The sequence below is a fragment of the Arthrobacter sp. FB24 genome, assembly GCF_000196235.1.
Classification (GTDB): Bacteria; Actinomycetota; Actinomycetes; order Actinomycetales; family Micrococcaceae; genus Arthrobacter.
Window position 1 is genome coordinate 4,385,382 of record NC_008541.1, and the last position, 21,443, is coordinate 4,406,824.

General features: G+C 66.3%; 18 protein-coding genes and 1 pseudogene. 6 read left to right on the forward strand and 13 right to left on the reverse strand.

Going from position 1 to position 21,443, the window contains the following annotated elements; translation table 11 throughout:
* The 6 genes from ARTH_RS19725 to ARTH_RS19750 form a co-directional block, all read right to left on the reverse strand.
* Positions 1 to 981 (reverse strand): carbohydrate ABC transporter permease, encoded by a 981-nt coding sequence (locus ARTH_RS19725; RefSeq protein ID WP_011693717.1) that lies wholly within the window; start codon positions 979 to 981, stop codon positions 1 to 3.
* A gap of 13 nt (positions 982 to 994) precedes the next feature.
* A complete protein-coding gene (locus ARTH_RS19730; protein WP_011693718.1) occupies positions 995 to 2,296 on the reverse strand; it encodes an ABC transporter substrate-binding protein in 1,302 nt (433 codons plus the stop codon).
* 88 nt (positions 2,297 to 2,384) lie between these two features.
* Positions 2,385 to 3,404 carry a LacI family DNA-binding transcriptional regulator gene (locus ARTH_RS19735; RefSeq protein ID WP_011693719.1) on the reverse strand — a complete coding sequence of 340 codons (1,020 nt, stop codon included), beginning with the start codon at positions 3,402 to 3,404 and terminating at the stop codon, positions 2,385 to 2,387.
* A gap of 138 nt (positions 3,405 to 3,542) precedes the next feature.
* Complete coding sequence (locus ARTH_RS19740) at positions 3,543 to 4,532, reverse strand: LLM class flavin-dependent oxidoreductase (RefSeq protein WP_011693720.1); 990 nt, start codon at positions 4,530 to 4,532, stop codon at positions 3,543 to 3,545.
* 244 nt (positions 4,533 to 4,776) lie between these two features.
* Entirely contained in the window at positions 4,777 to 7,110 is a 2,334-nt protein-coding gene (locus ARTH_RS19745) for a chromosome segregation ATPase (protein WP_011693721.1), read from the reverse strand.
* 207 nt (positions 7,111 to 7,317) lie between these two features.
* Positions 7,318 to 8,124, reverse strand: a complete 807-nt coding sequence (locus tag ARTH_RS19750; RefSeq protein WP_011693722.1) for a hypothetical protein — start codon at positions 8,122 to 8,124, stop codon at positions 7,318 to 7,320.
* Positions 8,125 to 8,230: 106 nt separating this feature from the next.
* Between ARTH_RS19750 and ARTH_RS19755 the strand changes: the two genes are divergently transcribed.
* From ARTH_RS19755 to ARTH_RS19770, 4 genes are all read left to right on the forward strand, one after another.
* Positions 8,231 to 8,932 (forward strand): type 1 glutamine amidotransferase domain-containing protein, encoded by a 702-nt coding sequence (locus tag ARTH_RS19755; protein WP_011693723.1) that lies wholly within the window; start codon positions 8,231 to 8,233, stop codon positions 8,930 to 8,932.
* A gap of 207 nt (positions 8,933 to 9,139) precedes the next feature.
* On the forward strand, positions 9,140 to 10,120 hold the full coding sequence (locus ARTH_RS19760) for an ABC transporter substrate-binding protein (RefSeq protein ID WP_011693724.1): 981 nt from the start codon (positions 9,140 to 9,142) through the stop codon (positions 10,118 to 10,120).
* 90 nt (positions 10,121 to 10,210) lie between these two features.
* Positions 10,211 to 10,675, forward strand: a complete 465-nt coding sequence (locus tag ARTH_RS19765) for a helix-turn-helix transcriptional regulator (RefSeq protein WP_011693725.1) — start codon at positions 10,211 to 10,213, stop codon at positions 10,673 to 10,675.
* Between the two features lie 9 nt (positions 10,676 to 10,684).
* Entirely contained in the window at positions 10,685 to 11,095 is a 411-nt protein-coding gene (locus tag ARTH_RS19770; protein ID WP_011693726.1) for a VOC family protein, read from the forward strand.
* A gap of 106 nt (positions 11,096 to 11,201) precedes the next feature.
* Here ARTH_RS19770 and ARTH_RS19775 read toward each other — a convergent pair whose 3' ends face one another.
* The 7 genes and pseudogenes from ARTH_RS19775 to ARTH_RS19805 all read right to left on the reverse strand — a co-directional run bounded on the left by ARTH_RS19775 (position 11,202) and on the right by ARTH_RS19805 (position 18,611).
* Positions 11,202 to 12,584, reverse strand: coding sequence for an NtaA/DmoA family FMN-dependent monooxygenase (locus ARTH_RS19775; RefSeq protein WP_011693727.1), 1,383 nt, complete (start codon positions 12,582 to 12,584; stop codon positions 11,202 to 11,204).
* A gap of 9 nt (positions 12,585 to 12,593) precedes the next feature.
* Entirely contained in the window at positions 12,594 to 13,706 is a 1,113-nt protein-coding gene (locus tag ARTH_RS19780; protein WP_011693728.1) for an LLM class flavin-dependent oxidoreductase, read from the reverse strand.
* Entirely contained in the window at positions 13,703 to 14,539 is an 837-nt protein-coding gene (locus ARTH_RS19785; protein ID WP_011693729.1) for a DUF1684 domain-containing protein, read from the reverse strand. The genes ARTH_RS19780 and ARTH_RS19785 overlap by 4 nt, the downstream gene beginning before the upstream one ends.
* A complete protein-coding gene (locus ARTH_RS19790) occupies positions 14,517 to 15,683 on the reverse strand; it encodes an LLM class flavin-dependent oxidoreductase (RefSeq protein ID WP_043430119.1) in 1,167 nt (388 codons plus the stop codon). Before ARTH_RS19790 ends, ARTH_RS19785 begins: the two co-directional genes overlap by 23 nt.
* Positions 15,680 to 16,721, reverse strand: a pseudogene (locus tag ARTH_RS19795) (transporter substrate-binding domain-containing protein). Before ARTH_RS19795 ends, ARTH_RS19790 begins: the two are co-directional and overlap by 4 nt.
* A 10-nt stretch (positions 16,722 to 16,731) precedes the next feature.
* A complete protein-coding gene (locus tag ARTH_RS19800) occupies positions 16,732 to 17,556 on the reverse strand; it encodes an amino acid ABC transporter ATP-binding protein (protein WP_011693731.1) in 825 nt (274 codons plus the stop codon).
* Complete coding sequence (locus ARTH_RS19805; protein ID WP_011693732.1) at positions 17,553 to 18,611, reverse strand: amino acid ABC transporter permease; 1,059 nt, start codon at positions 18,609 to 18,611, stop codon at positions 17,553 to 17,555. Before ARTH_RS19805 ends, ARTH_RS19800 begins: the two co-directional genes overlap by 4 nt.
* A 269-nt stretch (positions 18,612 to 18,880) precedes the next feature.
* Here ARTH_RS19805 and ARTH_RS19810 point away from each other — a divergent pair, with 269 nt between their 5' ends.
* Positions 18,881 to 20,902: an FAD/NAD(P)-binding protein gene (locus ARTH_RS19810; protein WP_011693733.1), complete on the forward strand. Its 2,022-nt coding sequence runs from the start codon at positions 18,881 to 18,883 to the stop codon at positions 20,900 to 20,902.
* Positions 20,890 to 21,438 carry a GNAT family N-acetyltransferase gene (locus ARTH_RS19815; protein ID WP_011693734.1) on the forward strand — a complete coding sequence of 183 codons (549 nt, stop codon included), beginning with the start codon at positions 20,890 to 20,892 and terminating at the stop codon, positions 21,436 to 21,438. Before ARTH_RS19810 ends, ARTH_RS19815 begins: the two co-directional genes overlap by 13 nt.
* Positions 21,439 to 21,443 lie beyond the last annotated feature (5 nt).

Sequence of the window (21,443 nt, forward strand, 5' to 3'; positions counted from 1 at the left end):
TCAGGCCTCCTTTCCGCCCACGAGGCGTTTCTGGATCAAGGCAATCAGCAGGACGCCGATCACCAGGATGACGCCCAGGGCGGCCGCCACGTCGGGGTTTCCCTGAAGGATGCCCTTCTGGTACATCAGGAACACCGGTGACGTCGATGCGCCGTCCGGGCCGCCGCCTCCGGTGAGGAGGTACGGCTCGGTAAAGAGGTTGGCGCCGGTGATGGTGGCGAGCAGCGTGACCAGTACGCTGGCCGAGCGAACGCCGGGAACCGTGATGTTCCAGAACTGGACCCATTTGTTTCCGCCGTCCACCGAGGCGGATTCGTACAGCTCGTCCGGTATGTTCTGCAGTGCGGCCAGATACAGCAGGATGAAGAATCCCAGCTGTTTCCAGGTGACGTACAGCGCCACCGTTGGCATGGCCAGCCAGGAGTTGGTCAGCCAGGACGGGTTCGGGGCCAGTGGCCCCAGCAACGCATTGACCAGCCCGTTCTGCTGGAACAGGAACAGCCAGACGCCGACGACGGCGACGCTTGCGGTGACGTACGGGACGTAGTAGCTGACCCGGAAGAAGGTCCGCAGCTTCGTCACGCGGTTCAGGGCGTTGGCCAGGACCAGGGACAATCCCACGGTCAGCGGGACGTTGATGACCAGGAACACTCCGATGTTGGCGAAGGAACGCTGGACGGCGGGGTCTGACAGGACGGTGATGTAGTTGTCCAGGCCGACGAACGGGCGGTCCACCTTGACCCGCGGGGCAGTGAAGAAGAAGTCGTGGAAGGAGATGTAAACGGCGTAGCCCAGCGGGTAGGCCAGGACAGCCAGGACGTAGATGACGTACGGGGCGCTGAACAGCAGCCCCAGCGGCTGGCGGCCCAGGATGTTCTTGCGTTTCCTGGGCGCCGGCCGCTGGTCAGCCGTCCGTCCAACCGGCACGCCCGTTGCGGGACTGCCCGCCGCGGGCCCGCCGTCAGAAGATCGGAGTGACATTGGGGATCACTCGCTACTTCTGTGCTGCCAGTTGGTCGATCTTTTCTGCGGCGCCCTTGAACGCGGAGTCAATGCTTTCGTTGCCGAAGATCACTGACTTGGCGTAGGCGGTCCGGAAGGTCTGCCAGACCTCAACCGAGTTGGGCACGTTGGGCACCTCGACGGTGCGTCCGGCCTGCTCGGCGAACTGGGTGTAGAGCGGGTTCTTGGTGAAGTAGTCGGCGTACGCAGTGGTCAGGTCCTTGCGCATGGGCATCTGGCCGGTCTCGGCCAGCAACTTGCCGTCCTGCTCCTGGCTGGTGGCGAACTTCATAACCTCCCAGGCTGTGCCTTGGTTCTCGCAGGCGGAGTACATGGCCACGTTCTTGGCGTCCGAGAAGGTGGACGTACCAGCCTTGGATTCAGCGGCGGGCACCGGCACGGCGCCCCAGTTGACCTTGTCCTTGTACGCGGCGATGGCCCACGGGCCGGCCAGGGACATGGCTGATTTTCCCTCACCGAAGGCGTCGCCCTGAAAGACCTCCTTGGACGCCAGGTTCTCCTTGTAGAGGGTCGCGAACATGGTGGCGACCTGCTTGCCCTCTTCGCTGTCGAAGGTGGCCTTGCTGTCCTTCAGGAGCGGAGTGCCGTCGGTGTTGGCAGCGTAGAACGGGTAGAAGTCGAACCACGACTGGAAGAAATCGCTGGCCGGGGAGGGCCATACGGCGTTGGCTGTGGCGCCGGACTTTACGAGGGTCCGTGCGGTTTCGAGGAATTCGGCGTGCGAGCCGAGCTTGGGGTTTTCGGGGTCCAGGCCGGCCTTGGCGAAGATGTCCTTGTTGTAGAACAGGACCACCGGGTTGGATTTCCACGGAAGCTGGTACATCTTCCCGTCCGTGGACTTGTACTGATCGGCGAGGTCGCCTGTGCGGTCCTTGATGTACTGCGCGCCGTCGGGGAAGGAGTCGAGGGCGACGAGTCCGCCCTGCTTCTGGAACTGCGGCACCGCCACCGGAGCGGTGTTGAAGACCAGGCACGGGGCATTGCCCGCTGTAATGGCTGCGCCGATGACTTCCTCGGAGCTCTTGCCAGCCGGGATTTCCTGGGCATCGATCTTCTCGTCCGGGTGGGCGGCGTTCCAGGACTCCACCATTGCCTTGCCCCACTTCACCTCGAACTCGTTGTTGGAGTACCAGATCTTGATGGGGCCCTTGGCGGCCGTGGCCGAGTCGGCGGAGCTGCCTCCCCCTCCCCCGCCGCAGGCAGCGAGGCCTGCGCCCATGATGGTCAGGGCGGCCACGGACAATACGCGCGCGGCTGTTGAAAAGCGCTTCATTGCGACTCCTATTTAGGGAAACAGAGGGTTGGGTGCGGGGTGTAGCTGGGCATGGGGTGAAGCTGGGTGCAAGGTGGGGCGGGGCGAACTAACGGGCGGGTACCGGGCCGGTGGAGGCCCTCACCAAAAGAGTCGGAGCCTGGAGAACCGTGTCTTGCCCGTCGTGCGCGTTGCTGAGCTGATTGAGGAGCACTTGGGCGGCAACCTGGCCCCAGAGCATGGGATCGGTGGAGACGGTGGTGAGGGGCGGATTGAGGTACTGGGTGAAGTCGGCGTTGTCATAGCCCGTGACGGACAAATCTCCCGGCACAGTGAGGCCCTGGGTTTGTGCGTAAGACTGGCCGGCGGTCGCCATCAGGTCATTGGCGTACACGATTGCCGTGGGCTTGTCCGCCCGTCGGAGCAGATCGGCGGTGGCGGCCATGCCTCCGGCGGCTGTGAAGTCGGCCTCCTCGAACAGGTCGGCGCGGAGGCCGGCAGCGGACAGAGCGTCTTCCCACGCCTGGCGGCGGCTCCTGCCGTGGATGTATTCCTGGCCGCCGCCGACATGCGCAATGCGGGTGTGGCCCAGCGCCACCAGATGCTCGACGGCTGCCGTGATTCCGGCGCAGTCGTCCATGGAAACGGCAGGGAACGGCGATTCCGCGTCGGGCCGGTTCAAGGTGACCGCCGGGAGTTTGAGTTCCTGCAGCAGCGGGATGCGGGAGTCGTCGTGTCGGACGTCGGTGAGGAGAAACCCGTCCACCCTTCCGTTCTCGGCCAGCTTGCGGTAGCAGCGTTCCTCCGCTCCGGCGCCCGTAGCGACGCTGAGCACCAGGGTATAGTCGTGTTCCGCGAGCGCCGTTTCGATGCCGGCGATGAACGCCGGAAAGAACGGGTCCGTTCCGAGCAGGGAGGGGTCCCTGGCAACGACGAGTCCCAAGGCGTAGGCCTTGGCGGACGAGAGGCCTTTGGCCCGCAGGCTGGGTTTCCAGCCGAGTTCTTTGGCCACCTGGAGGATCCGTTCCCGGGTTCCCTCGCTGACTCCCGGCTGGCCGTTGAGGGCATAGGAGACAGCACCCTTGCTGACGCCGGCCGCGTGGGCGACGTCGCTGATGGTGACTGCCATGGATTCCGCCTTTACTCGCTCGGCGGCTCAGTGATACAACTCACTGAACCGGTTCAGTGATATCCACTAAACCGGTTCAGTTGAGAGTTGTCAAGGGGAGCGCTTTCAAAAGGTAGCGCCCGACGGCGTGACGCGGCCCTAGGCGCGGACCAGCCCCGCAGCGCTGGCGAGGAGTTCCACGGACCGCAGGCGGGCCTCGGTTCCGTTGCTCTGGTGGGCCACGATCAGTTCGTCCGCATCAGCGTGGGCGGCAAACTCGTCCAGGTAGTCCATCACCACGTCAGGGGTCCCGATCGCCGAGTACTTCATCATCTGGGCTACGTGCTGGCCCTGCGGCGAGTCGAGGATCATGTCCGCCTCGTCGTCGGTGAACACCCTGCCGTTGCCAAAGAACAGGGACACGCGGGCGCGCTTGGTGGCCTGGAACATCTCTTGGGCTTCGGAGGCGGAATCGGCCGCTATCACGTTGACGCCTGCAATCACGTGCGGGGCATCCAGCTGGGCCGAGGGCTTGAATTCCCGCCGGTAGATGGCCACCGCTTCCTGCAGGGCATTGGGAGCGAAGTGCGAAGCGAAGGCGTACGGCAATCCAAGCTGCGCTGCGAGCCGGGCCCCGAAAAGCGAGGAGCCCAGAATGTACAGGGGCACGTTGGTGCCCTTGCCCGGCGTCGCCTCAACGCCCTGGATGCGGGTGGGGCCGGTGAGGTAGCCCTGCAGTTCCAGGACATCCTGCGGGAAGCTGTCCGCGGACATCGGGTCGCGCCGGAGTGCTCGCATGGTGTTCTGGTCACTGCCGGGCGCACGGCCCAGACCGAGGTCGATGCGGCCCGGATGCAGGGTCTCCAGCGTGCCGAATTGCTCGGCGATGGTGAGCGGGGAGTGGTTGGGCAGCATCACGCCGCCGGCACCCAGCCTGATGGTGCTGGTGTTGGCCGCGATGTGGGCGATCAGCACGCTCGTTGCCGACGAAGCGATAGAGGACATGTTGTGGTGCTCCGCGTACCAGACCCGGCGGTACCCCAGCTCCTCCGCCCGCTGCGCCATGGCCACGCTGCCGGCAAAGCTCTCGGCTGCGGTCTGGTCCTTGGCGATGGTGGCCAGGTCAAGGATGGAAAGCGGAACAGTCACGGAGGAGCCGGCCTTTCATAGCGGAGCGTTGGCGGCGCCGTTCCGTTTGCGGAACAGGCACACTGGCGACAACGACGGCGGCGCCCGGGTTATTTCTCAACGTCGTCGTGGCGCCGGACACGCGGGAGTCGTGGCGCCGGACACGCGGGAGTCGTGGCGCCGGACACGCGGGAGTCGTGGCGCCGGACACGCGGGAGCGGGGCCACCGTTTCCGGCGACCCCGCTCCTTTTTAGCTCGCTTGTGCTATTTCGCTACGCAGCCGCCCAGCAGGATCTGCCCGTCGATGGCTGCTATCTGGCCCTGAACGGCGCCGAGCTGGTCCTGAAGGGACTTGACCTTTATGCGCTGGGCCTCGATGGCGTCCTTGTTTGTCTTCTTTTGGGCCGTGAGCGTGCTCAGCTGTCCTTGGGCAGTCGTCACCTGCTGGTCCAGCGCTGTCAGCTGCGCTTGGAGGGTCTTGAGTTGGGCCTCCGTGGTGCTGATTTCCCCGTTGAGTTTGTTGAGCTGTTCCAGGAGTGGAGCCACACGGTTCTGCAGATCCAGAACCTCGGCCTCCTTGGCTGCGATCCGGGCGTTGAGATCCGCTAACTGGCTGACCAATGCGTCCATCTCAGTGTTCAGCTTCGCGATTTCATCCTGCTTGGCCGAAACCGAGGCCTTGGCAACATCCGCCGCAGCCTGAAGTCCCGGCAGCTCGCCCTCCAAGGCACTGATCTGCGCCCTCTTGGCCTCCACCGCCGCGTTTGCGGACGCGACGGCGTCGTTCGCTTCTGCCAGGTTGGACTGCAGACCGGCGAGCACCGCCTTCTGCGCGGCAACCGCCGCTTCGGCCTCGGCCACGCCGGTCTCCAGACCCGGGATTGCGGCTTCCAGATCAGCCACGACCTTTTCCTGAGCTGTGACGCTCGCCGCGGCCGTGGCTGCAGCACCTTGGAGTGCCGGCAGCTGGCCCTCCAGAACCGTGAGTTCTCCCTGCTTTGCAGCAACAGCGGCATTCGCGGCGCTCACCGCGGATTCGAGGCCCGGAAGTTGTGCCTTCAGCGTCGAGATCTCGCCCTCCTTTGTGGCGACGGCGGCGTTCGCTGCGGTCAATGCCGACTGGAGCGGCGAAGCCTGTTGTTGCAGTGCGCTGCTTTCCTGCTGCTTGGCCAAGAGCTGGGCGTTCAGCGCGTCCACAGAGTACTGAAGAGCGGCCAAGTCACCCTGGTACCCGGAGATCTGGGCATTTTTAGTGCTGATTTGGCCGTTCACAACATTCAGCTGGGCCTGCTTCACGTCCCGCTGTGCTATCAGATCCCGTTTGGCTTTGGAGTTGCCGTTGATCGCGTCAATCTGCGCCGTAAGGGCGGCGATCTCCGACTCCAGTGAAGCCTTGCTGGCCTGCAGTGTAGTGAGCTGGCCTTGCGCTGTAGTCAGCTCAGCCTGCTTGGCCGCGATCGCGGTGTTCGCGGCCGCAATCTGCCCTTGGAGCGTGGTGATTTCCGCGTTGACCGAAGTAATCTTATTTGTATTGGCGGCGAGGGCCGATGCGGCGGCCGCCGCGCTTGCCTCGAGCGAGGAAAGCGCCTCCTGCGCCGCTCCGATCGCGGCGTTCTTGGCGGCCAGCGCGTCAGCGGCCTGGCTGGCTGAAGCCTGCAGCGACGTGAGTTCACTCTGCGCAGCACTGATCTCCGCCGCTTTTCCCGCTGCGGCGTCGGCCGCAGCCGCAGCTGTCGACTCCAGGGTAACGAGTGTCGACTTGGCGTCTGCAACCTTAGTTTGCTGGGCCTCAAGCTGCGCCTGCGCGGTATCCTCGACGCCCTGCAGCCGTGCGAGCTCGGCCTCGGCGTCGGTGACGGCTTGGGCCGCTTCGGTGGCGGCGGCCGCGGCATCGTCGGCTATCCCCGTGAGATTCGTCAATTCGCCCTGTGCTTTGGCAATCTCGGCGTTCTTGCCGGCAAGGGCCTCGGCTGCGGCGTCTGCTGCCGCTTGGAGCGCCGAGAGCTCGCCTTCGGCCGCGCTGATCTCACCCTTCTTCGCCGATTCCTGGGCTTCCAGGGCAGCTTTCTGCTGTCCTAGAAGTACAGCCGCGGCTTGGGCAACGTCGAGCTCCTCCTGCAATGGGATGAGTTGCGCTTCGGTGGTGGCAACATCCGCCTCAAGGCCGGCCAGCGCCTTCTCCGCGTCTGCGACCGACTGGGCCGCCATAGTCTGCGCGACCAGCAATCCGGCCAGCTTGGTTTCCGCCGTGCCTACCTCCGTGCCCAGCTGCTCTTCCTCAGCTTCAAGTCCAGCAAGCGCTTTGTCCGCCGCGGCGATCTCCGCCGCAAGGCTGTTGGCTGTGGCCTGCAGCGCGGTGCGTTCGGCCTGCAGGGACGCGATCAACACGGCGTTCTTGCGGGCTGCCGCCTTGAGCAGGTTTTCCTGTACGGTGCCGCGATGGGCCAGCTGGTTCACCACTCCGTTGCAGATGCTGGCGGTGTCGTTGGCCGCATGGGCCGCCGGTACCAGCACCAACATGCTGGTCAGAACGCCGGGAAGGACGACGGCAGCAGCCAGCCGGCGGACGAGTATGGATGTGGTGGACGCTTGTTGCATGGTGAACCCCCGGGTGCGAATGGGAAATGCGGCCGTCATTGGCCGCATTTATAGTCCCGATGCTAGGGGTGTTCACTCAGGAAAACATCAGTATGTTCCACTCGACTTTGGTGTTTATATACCTGTTTTTTGTCTTCAGTACTCAGGTTCCACTGAGATTAATTCCAGATACTCCGGTGAACTTCTGTAACACGGCTTACAGCCCAGCTATTCGCAGGCGTAGTTGTAGTCGAGGCCGTTGGAGACATACTGCGTTACTTCCACTGTGCTGCCCGGCGTGAGCCCTTCCAGAGAGCAGTTGGACTTGGCCCCCTTCAGGGTTCGTGCACCGGCGAGCCAACTGGGAAGCCCCGCCAGGTTGCTGGTGGAGGGGACCGTCCCCGCAATCTTGCCCCACTGGTAGCCGGTGGAATAGATTCCGACGTCGGCGCCGATGCTTTCGAAGTAGGCGGTCATTCCTTCCAGGTCAGCCCGGTTGGCTTCGGTGTCGGCTTGCCAGCTGTTTTCTGTCTCCACATCCAGCCACCAGAAGTAGTCCTCCGGGCCGTCAACGCCGCGCAGCACGGCGTCGTCGTATGCTTTCGCGTAGCCGTACATATAGGCGCAGGCCTTGTCGTTCTTGCCCTGGCACTTCCCGTAGGGATTGTCCACGACGGTGCCCATGTAGAAGTTGGATTTGGGCCACCAGGAACCGGCCAGCCCGGGGTTGGCGGTGTTCACGTAGAGGGCGACGCGCGGCTGGCTGGTGACTTGGTCTTCCACAATCGTCGAATCGGCCCAGTCAAGCTGGTCCCCGAGGCAGGGATTCGTGTTGTTCGCGAGTCCGTTGTTGACGCCCACGATCGCGAAAGCCAGCCCCTCGGGCAGGGTCTTTCCGCACTGCGGCCACGAGACATCGATGCCTACGCGGTCGGGCGTACGCGGCGGTCCCGCCGTCGCCGGACTGCCGCCCATCAGGGCCAGCGCAAGTGCCGTGGCAACGGACAAAACCAGCTTCAGCAGTGATGTGGCCATGCCAAAGCTTACTGCGTGCCCCCGCTGGCAGGAATACTCAGCTTGCTTAGCGGGTTGGCGCCCTTAGGAGCCGGCCCGAACAGGCCGGCCGGAAAGGAGCAACATCATGGCAAACATTCTGATGGTCGTATCCGCTGCCGATTCCCTCACCATGCGGGACGGCACCCAGCACCCCACGGGCTACTGGGCGGAGGAGCTGGTGGTATCGCACCAGACACTGCGCGACGCAGGCCACACGGTGCATATCGCAACCCCCGGCGGAGCCAAGCCCACTGTGGACGAGGTGAGCCTCGCCGCAGAGTCGGCCGGCGGCCAGGACCGGGCGGACGGCTTCCGCGAGTACCTCGCCAAGATCGACGCCGAACTTTCCGCTCCGCTGGTGCTAGCCGACGTCGACCCCTCCGGGTACGACGCCGTGGTGATGCCGGGTGGCCACGGCCCCATGGCGGACCTCTACCAAGACGCCGACCTGGGCCGCATCCTGGCTGAGGCGGACCGGGCCGGCAAGGTCATCGCGCCGTTCTGCCACGGTCCGGCAGGCCTCCTCAGCGCCGTAGACGGCGACGGGAAGTTTGCGTTCGCCGGCCGTCACCTCACCGTTTTCTCCGACGACGAGGAACTCAGCGGCGGCACCGGACCCAACACCCCGTGGTTCGTGGAGGACGTGCTCAAGGAAAAGGGGGCCATCGTTGAGAACGGCGCCGCCTGGGGCTCCAACGTGGTCCGCGACCGGAACCTGATCACCGGGCAGAACCCGCAGTCCAGCGAGGACGTGGCAAAGGAAGTCATCAAGGCCCTCGGAGAGTAGGCCGGCGTCCCCCGACGGCCGCGGCGGCCGGGCATCTTCGTACCGGCCGCCGCGGTCCCCGGAAGTGTTTCCGTGACGTCAGCAGACGCCGGATTAACCCCGGTTACCCCCTGTATCGCCGGGTTTCACAGTGCTTTGACCGGTTTTTCACGCTGCCGGATAGTTGCTGGCACAAGCACCAAATCCGCACACTTCCAAGGGGAAACCATGGCCCGTTTTTCACTCAAACCCGGCGTCACCGCAGCGCTGGCAGCCACCACTTTGCTGGTGCTTGCGGCCTGCTCCGACCCCGGCGCCGCAGCGGCCCCGGCGTCCGGTCCGGCGACGTCCGCCGCAGGCGTCAAGCAGTTCAACCTCTCCCCCGAGCAGAACCGGGAGGCAGCCGCCGTTGACCCGGCAGCCGCGGCTCTGGTGCCGGAAGCCATCAAGAAAGACGGCAAGCTCACGGTGGCCGTCAGCCCCTTCGCAGCGCCGTTGGCCGTCTACGCCACGGACAACAAGACTCCGGTGGGCAACGAGGTGGATATCGCCGTCGCACTGGCCCAGACGCTGGGGCTGGAGGCTGACATCGTTCCCACCGCCTGGGCGGACTGGCCCCTCGGCGTCGAGTCCGGCAAGTACGAGGCCGTGCTATCCAATGTCACGGTGACCGAGGAGCGGAAACTCAAGTTCGATTTCGCCAGCTACCGGGACGACAAACTGGGTTTCTACACCAAGAGCGACAGCTCCATCAGCAAGGTGGAATCCGCTCCGGATGTTGCCGGGAAGCGCGTGATTGTGGGTTCGGGGACCAACCAGGAGTCCATCCTGCTGCGCTGGGATGAGGAGAACAAGAAGAACGGCCTGCCAGCGGTGGAGTTCCAGTATTACGACGACGACTCCGCCTCCTCGCTCGCCCTCCAGTCCGGACGCGCGGACCTGACGTTCGGGCCGAACGCTACGGCCGCCTTCAAGGCGGCGTCCGACGCAAAGACCAAGCTGGTAGGCCTGGTGGACGGCGGCTGGCCACTGAAGGCCAGCATCGCGGCCACCACCAAGAAGGGCAACGGCTTTGCCGCTGCCGCCCAGGCCGGCCTGAACCACCTCATCGAAGACGGCAGCTATGCCAAAATCCTGGACCGCTGGGGCCTTAGCGCGGAAGCCGTCCCGAAGTCCGAACTGAACCCGGCGGGACTGCCGAAGAAGTAGTTCGGCTTTCGACATGGAAGTGCAGGGCGGCCGGCGGCTGCCCTGCACTTCGCCGTGGCGCTCCCGGGCGCCGCGGCGTACGCTCGTGACATGACCCCGCAAGAGCTCGCCAACCTGGCGCACCTGCGCCGGGCGCGGGACCTGATCGACAGGGACTTCGCCCGGGCCTTGGATGTGCCCACCATGGCGCGCAAGGCCCTGATGTCACCGGCGCATTTCTCCCGGCAGTTCCGCGCCGCCTACGGCGAGACTCCCTACAGCTACCTGATGACCCGCCGTATCGAGCGGGCCATGGCGCTGCTCCGGGGCGGCATGAGCGTGACCGATGCCTGCATGGCCGTGGGTTGTACCTCGCTGGGCTCGTTCAGCTCGCGCTTCACGGAACTCGTGGGCGAATCGCCCAGTGCGTACCGGGTCCGGGAGCACAGCGCAGTGGAAGCGATGCCGGGCTGCGTGGCCAGGCTTGCCACGCGGCCCAGCCGGCGACCCTCCGGCGCCGGGCCCGGCCGCCAAGTGAGCAGTATTCGAGAAGCGGCGCTGACGCCCGCCGAATAAGTTGGTGGCATGAACATTTCACTCCAGTACTGCAACATCACCGTCGATAACACCGAAAAGGCCCTCGCCTTCTACCGCGATGCCCTCGGCCTCGAATTGCGCAACGACGTAGCCTCCGGGGGCTTCCACTGGATCACGCTCGGCAGCGCGGACCAGCCGGGCCTTGAGATCGTGCTCTCCGAGCCGCATGCCGGCCGCTCCCCGGAAGACGGGGACATGATGCAGGAGCTCCTCACCAAGGGAGTCCTGCCCATGCTCGTGTTCCGCACCGACGATCTCGACGCAACCTTCGAGAAGGTGCGCGCATCCGGCGCCGAGGTCATGCAGGAGCCCATCGACCAGCCCTGGGGTCCGCGCGACTGCGCCTTCCGCGACCCCGCCGGCAACATGGTCAGGATCGCCCAGGCCCCGAAGGACTGACTAGAGGTACTGCTGCCACATGGTCAGCTGCAGCCTGATGATATCTGCGGCTGATTCGAGGCCGGCGTCTTCCACCTCGGTACCGGACACGCCGTCATCCATCGGTTCAGGCCCTCGCGGCCGAGGGCTCGGCAACCACGTCGGCGGAGTCCGTGCCGGGACGCTCCGGCGTTGACAGGCCCAGGTTCTCCCGCAGCGTGCAGCCGGCATATCCGGTGGGGTAGACGCCGCGTTCCTGCAGTGCGGGCACCAGGTGGTTGACGATGTCATCCAGGCCGGTCGGGATCAGCCATGGTGAGATGTTGAAGCCGTCCACGGCACCGGTCCGGGCATACTCCACCAGCCGGTCGGCCACTTCGGTGTAGGACCCGTTGAACGTGGCGTCCACGCGGCTGGTCTTGGCCGAGACGAACTGGCGGATGGACAGTCCCTTTTCCTTGGCTTCGGCCCGCCACTGGTCTGCCAGCTGCCGCGCTTTGGCCCCGTGGAAGCCGCTGCCGCGGGTCTCGGAGGTTTCCTCCACCACCGGATCAATCTCCGGCAGCGGCCCGTCCGGATCGTAGCCACCCAGTTCGCGCCCCCAGAACTGTTCCAGGTAGGCGATGGCCTGCTGCGGGCCGATCTGGAGGCTACGGACCCAGGCTTTCTTGTCCCGGGCTTCCTCGGGCGTCGCGGCCAGGATGAACTCGCTGGCTGGCATGATCTTGACGTCGTTAGCCCCGCGTCCTGCGTTCAGCGTCCGCTCCACGATGTCGCGCCGGAAGTCCAGGGCGTCGTCGAGCTTGGGGTGGGCGGAGAAAATGACGTCGGCCTGCCGTGCGGCGAAGTCCCGGCCTTCCGGGGAGTCCCCGGCCTGGAACAGGACGGGCCGGTACTGGGCGCTGCGGGGCAGGCGCGGTGTCACGTCCACGGTGTAGTGCTGTCCCTCGTGGACCACCCGCCGCCACCCGCCTGCGGCAGGATCATGCGAGTCCCAGATCTGCTTGGCGGTCTCCACGAAGGCCTCGGCTTGCGTGTAGCGGTCAGCGTGGTCAAGATAACCGCCGCGGCGGAAGTTGGCGCCGGTCCAGGCGTTGTCCGTGGTCACGATGTTCCATGCCGCCCGCCCGCCGGAGAGCAGGTCCAGCGAGGACAGCCGGTGTGCCAGGTCCGCCGGGTCGTTGTAGGTGGTGTTCTGGGTGGCGACCAGTCCGATGTTGGACGTCACCGCGGCCAGGGCTGCGAGCATGGTCTGGGCGTCGGGCCGCCCCGCAACGTCCAGTTCATGCGGGCGCCCGAGGTGCTCGCGGAGCCGGAGGCCTTCACCCAGGAAGAACGCGGCGAAGAGGCCCCGTTCAGCTGTCTGGGCGATGCGGCGGAATGATTCGAAGTCCGTCTGTGAGCCGGATTCAGCGGCCTTCCAGATGGTTCCCGAGTTGACGCCCTGGAAGAAGATGCCGAACTGGAGCTTCCCGCTCGGCTTGTATTTAGCACGGCTGTGTTGTGTCATGGTTTTCCCCTAATTTCGAACGGCGGTTGCGGCGTAGCGGCTGGCCGGCCGTTCGAGGCCCAGCAGGTCCCTGAAGGTGCCGTCCTGCGGCACCGGGGCGAGCACTCCCCTGCGCCGGAGTTCCGGCAGCACCAGCCGGGCCAGTTCTTCGAAGTCGACGTCGAGCACGGCCGGATACAGCCGGACGCCGTCAGCCGCTTCCAGCACTTCCGCCAGCATCTCGGCCAATTCGGCGGCGGACCCGGCGAAGCGTGCCCGCTGGGTACCGTCAGCCGCGGCGCCGTCCGGCCGCCGGCCGGCGCGCTGTCCTCCCCCGAGCCGCTGGGCAGCGGTCTGTCCGCGGGCGTCCAGAATGACGTCGAGCTCCACCACCACTGCGGGCGATCCGCCGCCCAGCCGCGCCCGCACATCACGGACCTCGTCCACGAGGAGCTCAACAGTGGGAGCAGACACCAGGACCGCGTCCACCGCGGAGGGCTCAACCAGGCCGTCGCCCACCAGCGGTGCCGGTACAAGCACCGGCAGCTGCCCTTGCAGCGGACGGGGGATGATGGACGGTCCCTTCACCGAGTAGCCGGGACCGTCAAAGTCCACGTAATGCAGCTTGCCCGCGTCGAGATAGCGTCCGCTGGCGACGTCGCGGATCACGGCGTCGTCCTCCCAGGAGTCCCACAGCCTGCGACCGGCCTCGATGGAGGCAGCGGCCTCCCGGGCAAGGCCGTCGTCCGTGACATACGTGCGTCCGACCGCAGCGGCCGCAGCGCGGTCGTCGGCCGCTGTTGCAATCCAGCCGGCACGGCCGCCGCTGACATAGTCCAGGCTGGCCAGCTGGGTGGAGGCGTGGAAGGGCTCGGTGTAGGCCGTATCCATCTCCGGGATCAGCGCTATCCGCCGGGTCAGCGGGCCGGCGAAGGCGGCGCGCTGCAACGCGTTGAGCCGCCCCTCCTCCGGCGCATCCCGGAACGTCACGGCGTGGAAACCGGCCGACTCGGCGGCCAGCACTGCTGCCGCGAGCGCCGGGGCACCTCCTGCTGTGTCTCCCTCGGCTGGGTCGCCGCTGGCGCCGTCGAGTTCCAGCGCCAGGAAGCCCCGGCCTCCGGGGGTGTGGATTGGGTTGCTCATCGTGCGTCCTGGCGTTCGGTGGGGGTCTTCTCGCCGGCTTCGACGGCTACCGGCAGCCGGTTCTCGGCAGGGGGCAGCGGGCACGTGGCCAGGTCCGTGTAGGCGCACGGCAGGTTCACCGACCGGTTGAAGTCCAGGCTGACCCTGCCGTCAAGGCCGGGCGCCGCGACGGTCAGCGAGCGGTTGGCCGCGTAGGTGGTCTTGCCGGACGTTTCATCGGTGAACAGCACCGACAGGCTCCCCGGGGCGTTGCCGGTGAACGCGGTCAGTGCAAGATCGCGCCCGCCCAGCCGGAACCGGACCTGTCCCGGCGCTTCGTAGAGGTGCTGGATGCCCTCGACGGCGGCGCCCACGGTGGTGGCTCGCGGTTCGTCGAACGGCACAAAGATGCCCTCGACGGCGTACGCGGGGTCCGGCGCGTACGCCGGCGTCCCCCGGTACTCCCGGAGCAGCGGATTGTCCGCGCGGCGCGGACGGACGATGTATTCGCCGCCTCGTTTGGCGAGCTCGACGACGGTGTCCCCCGCCGCCAGGTTGATGCCGCCGCGTTCCGCGATGGGACCGAACAACACGGTGGCGCTGCCGCCGTCGGGGTTGAGTTCCCTGCCGTCCTGCTGCAGGTTCTCGCCTTCGGCCAAAACCAGCCGGACGGCGCCGTCCTCCACGTTCCAGGTGCCGGGAACGCCGTCCAGCCGCGCCGGCTCAGCGCCCAGCCAGTGCAGGTGGGTGACGGCGAGGAACCCGTGTGCGGCAGCGCGGAGCCCCTCATGGGCGGCATGCCACTCGGCCCAGGCCGCGGCGAACGAAGTTTCAGTGTGCGTAGACGTGGGCATGGTAGCTCCTGTAGTTGTCGTGGTCGGCGGTGACGGTGGCGGCAGCGTCCGGTTCGGTGGTTCCGGCAGACTCCGGACGGCCGGCGAAAGGATCCTCCGGTTCCCACAGCGTGGTGGGGGCGGCGGCCCGGACGGCCGGGATGACCTCCAGGGCGAACCGCTCCAGGATGTCGAGTTGCTGTTCGAACGGCAGGGTGGTGGGCAGCGAGATGGACTGGAGGTCGTGGCCGTATAGCTCGTGGTAGCTGAGGATCTTGTCCACCACCTGCTCCGGGCTGCCCACCAGGGCAGGGCCCTCAGCGACGGCGTGGTCGATGTCCCGGAACGGCGAGTTGTTTCCGGGTACGTCGCGGCCCGCGGTCAGTGCCTCGTACACGGGGCCGAACTGCCGCTTGGCTTCCTGCGTGGTATCGGCAATGAACACTCCGCCCGCGCCGCTGCCCGATCCCAAGTACTGGTGCCGCGGATCATGCCCGTGCCTTTCATATTCCTCGCGGTAATGATCGATCAGCACCTGGTAGTTTTCCCGCGGTTGGATGGCGTTGGCGGTGAACAGCGGATCGCCCCACCGGGCCGCGAGCGCGGCGGAAGTCAGGGTGGTGGCTGAACCGTGCCAAACGCGCGGTGCACCCGCGAACGGCCGCGGGGTGGTGGTGGCGGGTTCTTCCAGGGCCGCCCGGAACCGGCCGGACCACGTGACGTTCTCCTCACGCCACAGCCGGCGGAGGAGCCCGTACTTTTCCGCCAGGAGGTCCCACTGGTCCTCGAGGTCCAGTCCGAACAACGGGTACTGGAGCACTTCGTTGCCTTTGCCGATCACCAGTTCCAGCCGGCCCCGGCTCAGCTGGTCGATCGTGGCGTAATCCTCCGCAACGCGCACGGGGTCCAGGACGGAGAGGACGGTCACCCCGCTCTGCAACCGGATCCGGCTGGTGACTGCGGCGATGGCGGCCAGCACGGTGGTGGGCGACGACGAGATGAACTCCCCGGCGTGCCGCTCCCCGACCGAGAAGCTGTCGTAGCCCAGCTCCTCGGCGCGCTGCGCGGTCCGGACCACCTGGTTGAGCCGGTCAGCCGTGGAGACGATCGCCCCCGTGACCGGGTTCTTCAGGTGCGGGACGATGTCGAGGACCTGGAATTTCATTTGGCAGTCCCGAAGTTTGCCTCGGTGACGGTCTTCGACTCCGGCAGGGCTTCCTCGGACAGGCCCCAGCGTTCCAGGACCTTGCCGTATGAGCCGTCCTTGATGGCGGAGTTCAGCGCCTCCGTGATAACCGGGGGCCAGCCCGTTGCCCTTAAGCGACGTGGCAGCCACCAGGGTTTCGGACGGCCAGCCGGCGTTGACCTTGCCAACAATCTTCAGGTCGTCCCGTGTGTTCTCGCGGTACGCCGTGGACGGGTAGGGCGCGATGTTGAGGTCGGTCCGGCCCGAGGACAGCGCCAGGATGGTGTCGGCGTCGGAGGAGTAGTACTGGAGCACCGCCGGTGCCTTCCCCTTGGCCTCAAGTTCCTTGTTCCACGCCAGCAGGATCTTCTCCTGGTTGGTTCCGGAACCCACCGAGACCTTCAGGCCGGAGATGTCGTCCGCGCCCTTGATGTCATAGCTGGAACTCTTCTTGGCCTCGAAACCCATGTAGGCGGCCCGGTAGCTGGCAAAGTCGAACAGCTTCACGCGGGCGGCGTTGATGCCCACGTTGGAGAACACGGCTTCGAAGTCGCCGGACTGCGTCTTCAGCGGCCAGTTCTCCCAGGAGGTGACCTGGACGTCGAGCTCCAGTCCCAGCTTGTCCGCCACCAGCTGCGCGATGTCCAGCTCGGAGCCGACGGGTGTCTTGTCATCCGTGGCGTGGAAGGACAGCGGGATGGAGCCGGCGGTGGTGGCCACGGTGAGCTTGCCATCCTTTCCGATCAGCTCCGGGACCTTGGCGGCGAGCGCCGCATCCTTCTCCGCCCGGATGCGCTTCTGGTCCGGTGAGGTGTTGTAGACGACGCCGTTGCGTGCCGCCGTCGTCCCTGGCTTGCCGGATACTGCATCGCCGGAGGCCGCGGCCCCGGGATCGGCGCAGCCGCTCAGCGCAAGGGTGCCGGACAGAGTACCGAGAAGGACGACGGCGGGCAGAGAGCGCACTCGTGCTTTCCCTGTCAATGAAGCAGCCCGGAGCCGGGTGTTGGTCGATGCCATGGAGGTTTCCTTAGATATTGAAAGCGGGTTCGATCACCTTGGAGAAGAAACTCCGGGTGCGTTCTTCCTGCGGTCTGGTGAAGATGTCCTGGGGCGCGCCCTGTTCCACGATCTGCCCCTGGTCCATGAAGACCACCGTGTCCGCCACGTCGCGGGCGAAGCCCATTTCGTGGGTGACGATGATCAGTGTGGTCCCGGAGGTGGCAAGTTCGCGGATGACGTCCAGGACCTCGTTGACGAGTTCGGGGTCCAGTGCCGAGGTGGGCTCGTCGAAGAGGAGGATCTTGGGGTCCAGCGCCAGGGCCCGGGCGATCGCCACGCGTTGCTGCTGGCCGCCGGACAGCTGGCGCGGGTAGGCATCGGCGCGGTCCTTCAGCCCCACCCGGTCCAGCAGCTCCAGTCCGCGGGTCCGGGCTTCAGCCTTGGTCAGCCGCGGTTTGCCGGAACGCGGGGCGACGACGGGCGCTTCGGTCACGTTCTCCAGTGCCGTGAGGTGCGGGAAGAGGTTGAAGTTCTGGAACACCATGCCGATTTCGGTGCGCTGCTTAAGGATGTCCTTCTCGCGCAGTTCATGGAGCCGCTTTCCGCGGACCTCATAGCCCACCAGTTCGCCGTCGATGGCGATGAAGCCGCCGTCCACCTTTTCCAGGTGGTTGATGGTGCGCAGCAGGGTGGACTTGCCGGACCCGGACGGCCCCACGATGACGGCGACACCGCCCGGCTCCACCGTCAGGGTGATGCCTTTGAGGACTTCCGTGGTCCCGAAGGATTTCCGGACCTTGGTGATTTCCACCAGTCCGCGCGTTGTTGGGGGTGCAGCGACGGCCGTGCTCATCGGGTGCTCCTTGCTCGGTTGTCGGTAACGGCAGCGTGGGTGGCGAAGAACCTGCGGGCCTTCTGGAGCGGGGTCATCGGGAGGGTCCGCACGGCGCCCTTCGAATAGTGCCGTTCGATGTAGTACTGGAAAACGCTGAGCACGGAGGTGATCACGACGTACCAGAGGGTGGCCACGAGCAGCAGGGGAAGAACCTGCTGGGTCCTGTTGTAGATGACCTGGACGGTGTAGAACAGCTCCGAATACGCCAGGACGTAGACGATGGACGTTCCCTTGACGAGGCCGATGATCTCGTTGAAGGCCGTGGGCAGGATGGCCCGCATGGCCTGCGGCAGGACGATCCGGGTGGAGCGGCGCCAGGCGGGAATGCCCAGGGCGGCTGCTGCTTCCAGCTGGCCCTGGTCCACCGAGAGGATGCCGCCGCGGATGATCTCCGCCGAGTACGCCGCCTGGTTCAGGGTCAGGCCGAGGACTGCTGCCGCGAACTGGCTGATCAGGGTGGTGGTCTGGACTTCGAAGAAACGGACGTCCGTGAAGGGAATTCCCAGGCTGATCTTCTCGTAGAGGTAGCCAAGGTTGTACCAAAGGAGCATCTGCACCAGGAGCGGGGTGGAGCGGAAGATCCAGGAAAAGGTCCAGGACACCGAGACCAGCAGCGGGGAAGCGGACAGGCGCATCAGGGCGAGGATGAAGCCCAGGACGAACCCGAGGGCACCGGAGATGGCGGTCAGCTTGAGAGTTTCCACCAGCCCGTTGACTACGGACTGCGCGGTGAACCACTGGGCCACCACACCCCATTCCCAGCGCGGGTTGGTGGCCAGCGACCACACCACTGCGGCGACCCCGAGTGCCACCACTGCGGTACCCACCCAGCGCCACGGGTGGCGGGACGGGACCAGCCGGTAGTCCGCGTAGTCGGTGGCGGGCTGGCGGGCTTCGGGTACCTGGGGGCCGCCCGGCTCACCGGACGGGCCGGAATTGGGAACACTTGCGTCAGTTCCGGCGGACGCCGGCCCAGCTGCGGACTGCGCTGCCCGGGTTGCTGTTGAACTCATGCGCCACCTCGCTTCTTGTCATCTCGGGTTGGTTTGTCAGCTTCGGATTGCTGCAAATCTAGGGAGGCAGGAAACCCGGAGCAAGGCGGCGTGTTGCATGGGTTCACAGAGGTTCTTGCGGCGTCATGAGTCGTTTTCTTGCGCCGATTTACGCGGGATTACGCGTCGTGAACGGCCGTGACCCGGGCGTCGACCGGGGCCAGGCCCGTTGCCTAGCATGAGGCGAAAACCCCGGTCCCCAACCACCCCGCCTGAACAGGAGTCCAGCCGTGCCAGCGAACATCCCTTCCGTGGCCTTTGTGGGCGGCGGTCCCCGGACGGCCGGCATCCTGGAACGCCTCGCGGCCAACCGGCCGGAGCTCTTCTCCCGTCCGCTGGCCATCCACGTCATCGAGCCCCACACTCCCGGTTCCGGCAGGATCTGGCGCTACGACCAGCACCCCGGCCTGCTGCTCAACTCCGCCGCAGCGGACATCACCATGTTCACCGACGCCTCCGTTGCCTGCGAGGGTCCCGCTGCCGACGGCCCCGGGCTCGACGGGTGGGCTGCCGGGGTGCTGGACGGCACCATCACCGACGTTCCCCCGCTCACGCCGGAACTGCAGCGCCAGCTGCAGGCCCTGGATGGCACCACCTTTCCCACCCGCCAGCTGCAGAGCGTCTACCTTGAGTGGTTCTTCCGCCGGGCGGTTTCCGCCCTTGGCCCTGACGTCACAGTCACCCTCCACCGGGACACTGCGGTCCGGATCGATTCCGACGGCGATAGCGGCACCGGCGCGTACCGCGTGAGGCTTGCCGGTGGCGCTGCGGTGGATGCCAACGTCGTGGTTTCCGCCTTGGGCCACACTGATTCGCTGCCGGACGAGACGTCCGCCCGCTTTGCCGGCTTTGCTGCCCGGCACGGCGGGTTCCACGCGGCACCCAGCTACACCACCGACGTCGACTATTCAGCGCTGGCCCCCGGCCAGGACGTGATCGTCTCGGGCATGGGGCTGGCCTTCGTGGACCTGGTGGTCCTGCTGACAGAAGGCCGGGGCGGCCGGTTTCAGGAAACGCCCGACGGCGGCCTGGCGTACCTTCCGTCAGGTGCGGAACCGCGGCTCTGGGCGGGTTCGCGGCGCGGGGTTCCATACCATTCCAAGATTTCCTCCACCCTCCGCGGCGAAGCGGCCGGCGCCCCCCGTTTCTTCACCGCCGCCGCCGTGCAGGACTTGCTGGCGCGGCACGGGGAGCTGGACTTCCGGACCCACCTCTGGCCGCTGATAGCCAAGGACGCCGGGTACGGATACTTCCGCGAGCTCTTCACGGGCTACCCGGAACGCGTGAACATCGGCTGGAACGAATTTTCGGACCGGTTCGGCGCACTGGACTGGTACAGCGCCGAACGCGAACGGCTGGTGCTCGAATCGGTTCCGGACACGGAGTTCCACCTGGACTTCGAACAGCTGGACCGGCCCCTTACAGGGTTGGATACTGCCGGGCGTGACTTCGCCGGGCATGATGACGTGCAGCGCGCCGTGGCGGCCTACATCGAACACGACCTCCGGCTGCGGACCAGCCCGGACCACTCGGAGACCCTCGCCCTGTTCATCGCACTGCTCAAGGTATACATGGAGCTCGGGCGGCTGGTGCCGGCCGAACGGCTCAATGCGCGGTCGCAGCAGGCGGTTCATGGCTGGTGGCACGGCTTCTTCAGCTTCGTGGACTCCGGCCCGCCGCCACAGCGCCTGCGCGAACTGCTGGCACTCCACCGGGCAGGGCTGCTGCAGTTCCTAGGCCCCGGGCTGGAAATCGTGCCCGATGAGGCATCCGGGCAGTTCGTGGCTGTGTCGGCCCAAAGCGGGGTAAGGGTACCGGCCGCGGCATTGATCGAAGCGCGGCTTCCTGCCCCCGCGGTGGCCGGCTCGGCGAATCCGCTGCTGCGGCATCTGCACAGCTCCGGGCTGGGCAGCGAGCAGGCGGTCCTCACTGCCGGCGGCCTCCACGCAACCGGGCGCCTGCTGGTCTCCCCTGCCGGCGAGCTTGTCAGCCCCGTGGGGGAACCGAACCGCAGGATGTTCGCCGTCGGACCCCACACCTCCGGCTGGGGCGCCGGCGCCTTTGCCCGCCCCGGGACGAACGCCGCACCGTTCCGGGAGAACGATGCGCTGGCACGGCGGGTCCTTTGCTTGCTGGCTGAGGACCCACACGACGGAGTTGAACACGCAGCGGAAGAACGCGGTGAAAGCCGTGTTGTGCAAGAGCCGGCCGCAGCGGCCGTCTCGGGAAAGGCCCAGCCATGGAACAACTAACCGTCCCGCCGGCGTCGTCGCAGGCGCCCGCCCCGTTGGAGGTGTCAGAGCTGACCGTGCTGAACCTGCCCATGCATGACGCCCGGGTCCGGCCGCTGCTGGACGAGCTCGCTGAGGAGTACGACGGCCGGTATGGCGATTTGTTCGGCCGGAAGGCCGCCGCCGAGGAACTCAACCGTTACCCTGCGGCGGAATTCGCCGCGCCGGGTGGGGCACTGCTGATCGTCCAGGAGAACGAAGAATCCGTGGCGGGAGGGGCTTTCCGGCGGCACGGGCCGGAAACAGCAGAGTTCAAACGGATCTGGACGCACTCGGCCCACCGCCGCCGCGGACTGGCCAGGTTCGTGCTCGCTGAGCTAGAGGCCCTGGCAGTCCGCCGCGGCTACAGCCAGGTGTACCTAACCACCGGTCCGCGGCAGCCCGAAGCGAAGCACCTCTACCTGAACTCCGGGTACGAGCCACTGTTCGATCTGGCGGCAGATCCGGAAACCATCAAGTTCCTGGCATTCAGCAAAGATCTGGGCCCCCGCGGCTAAGCTAT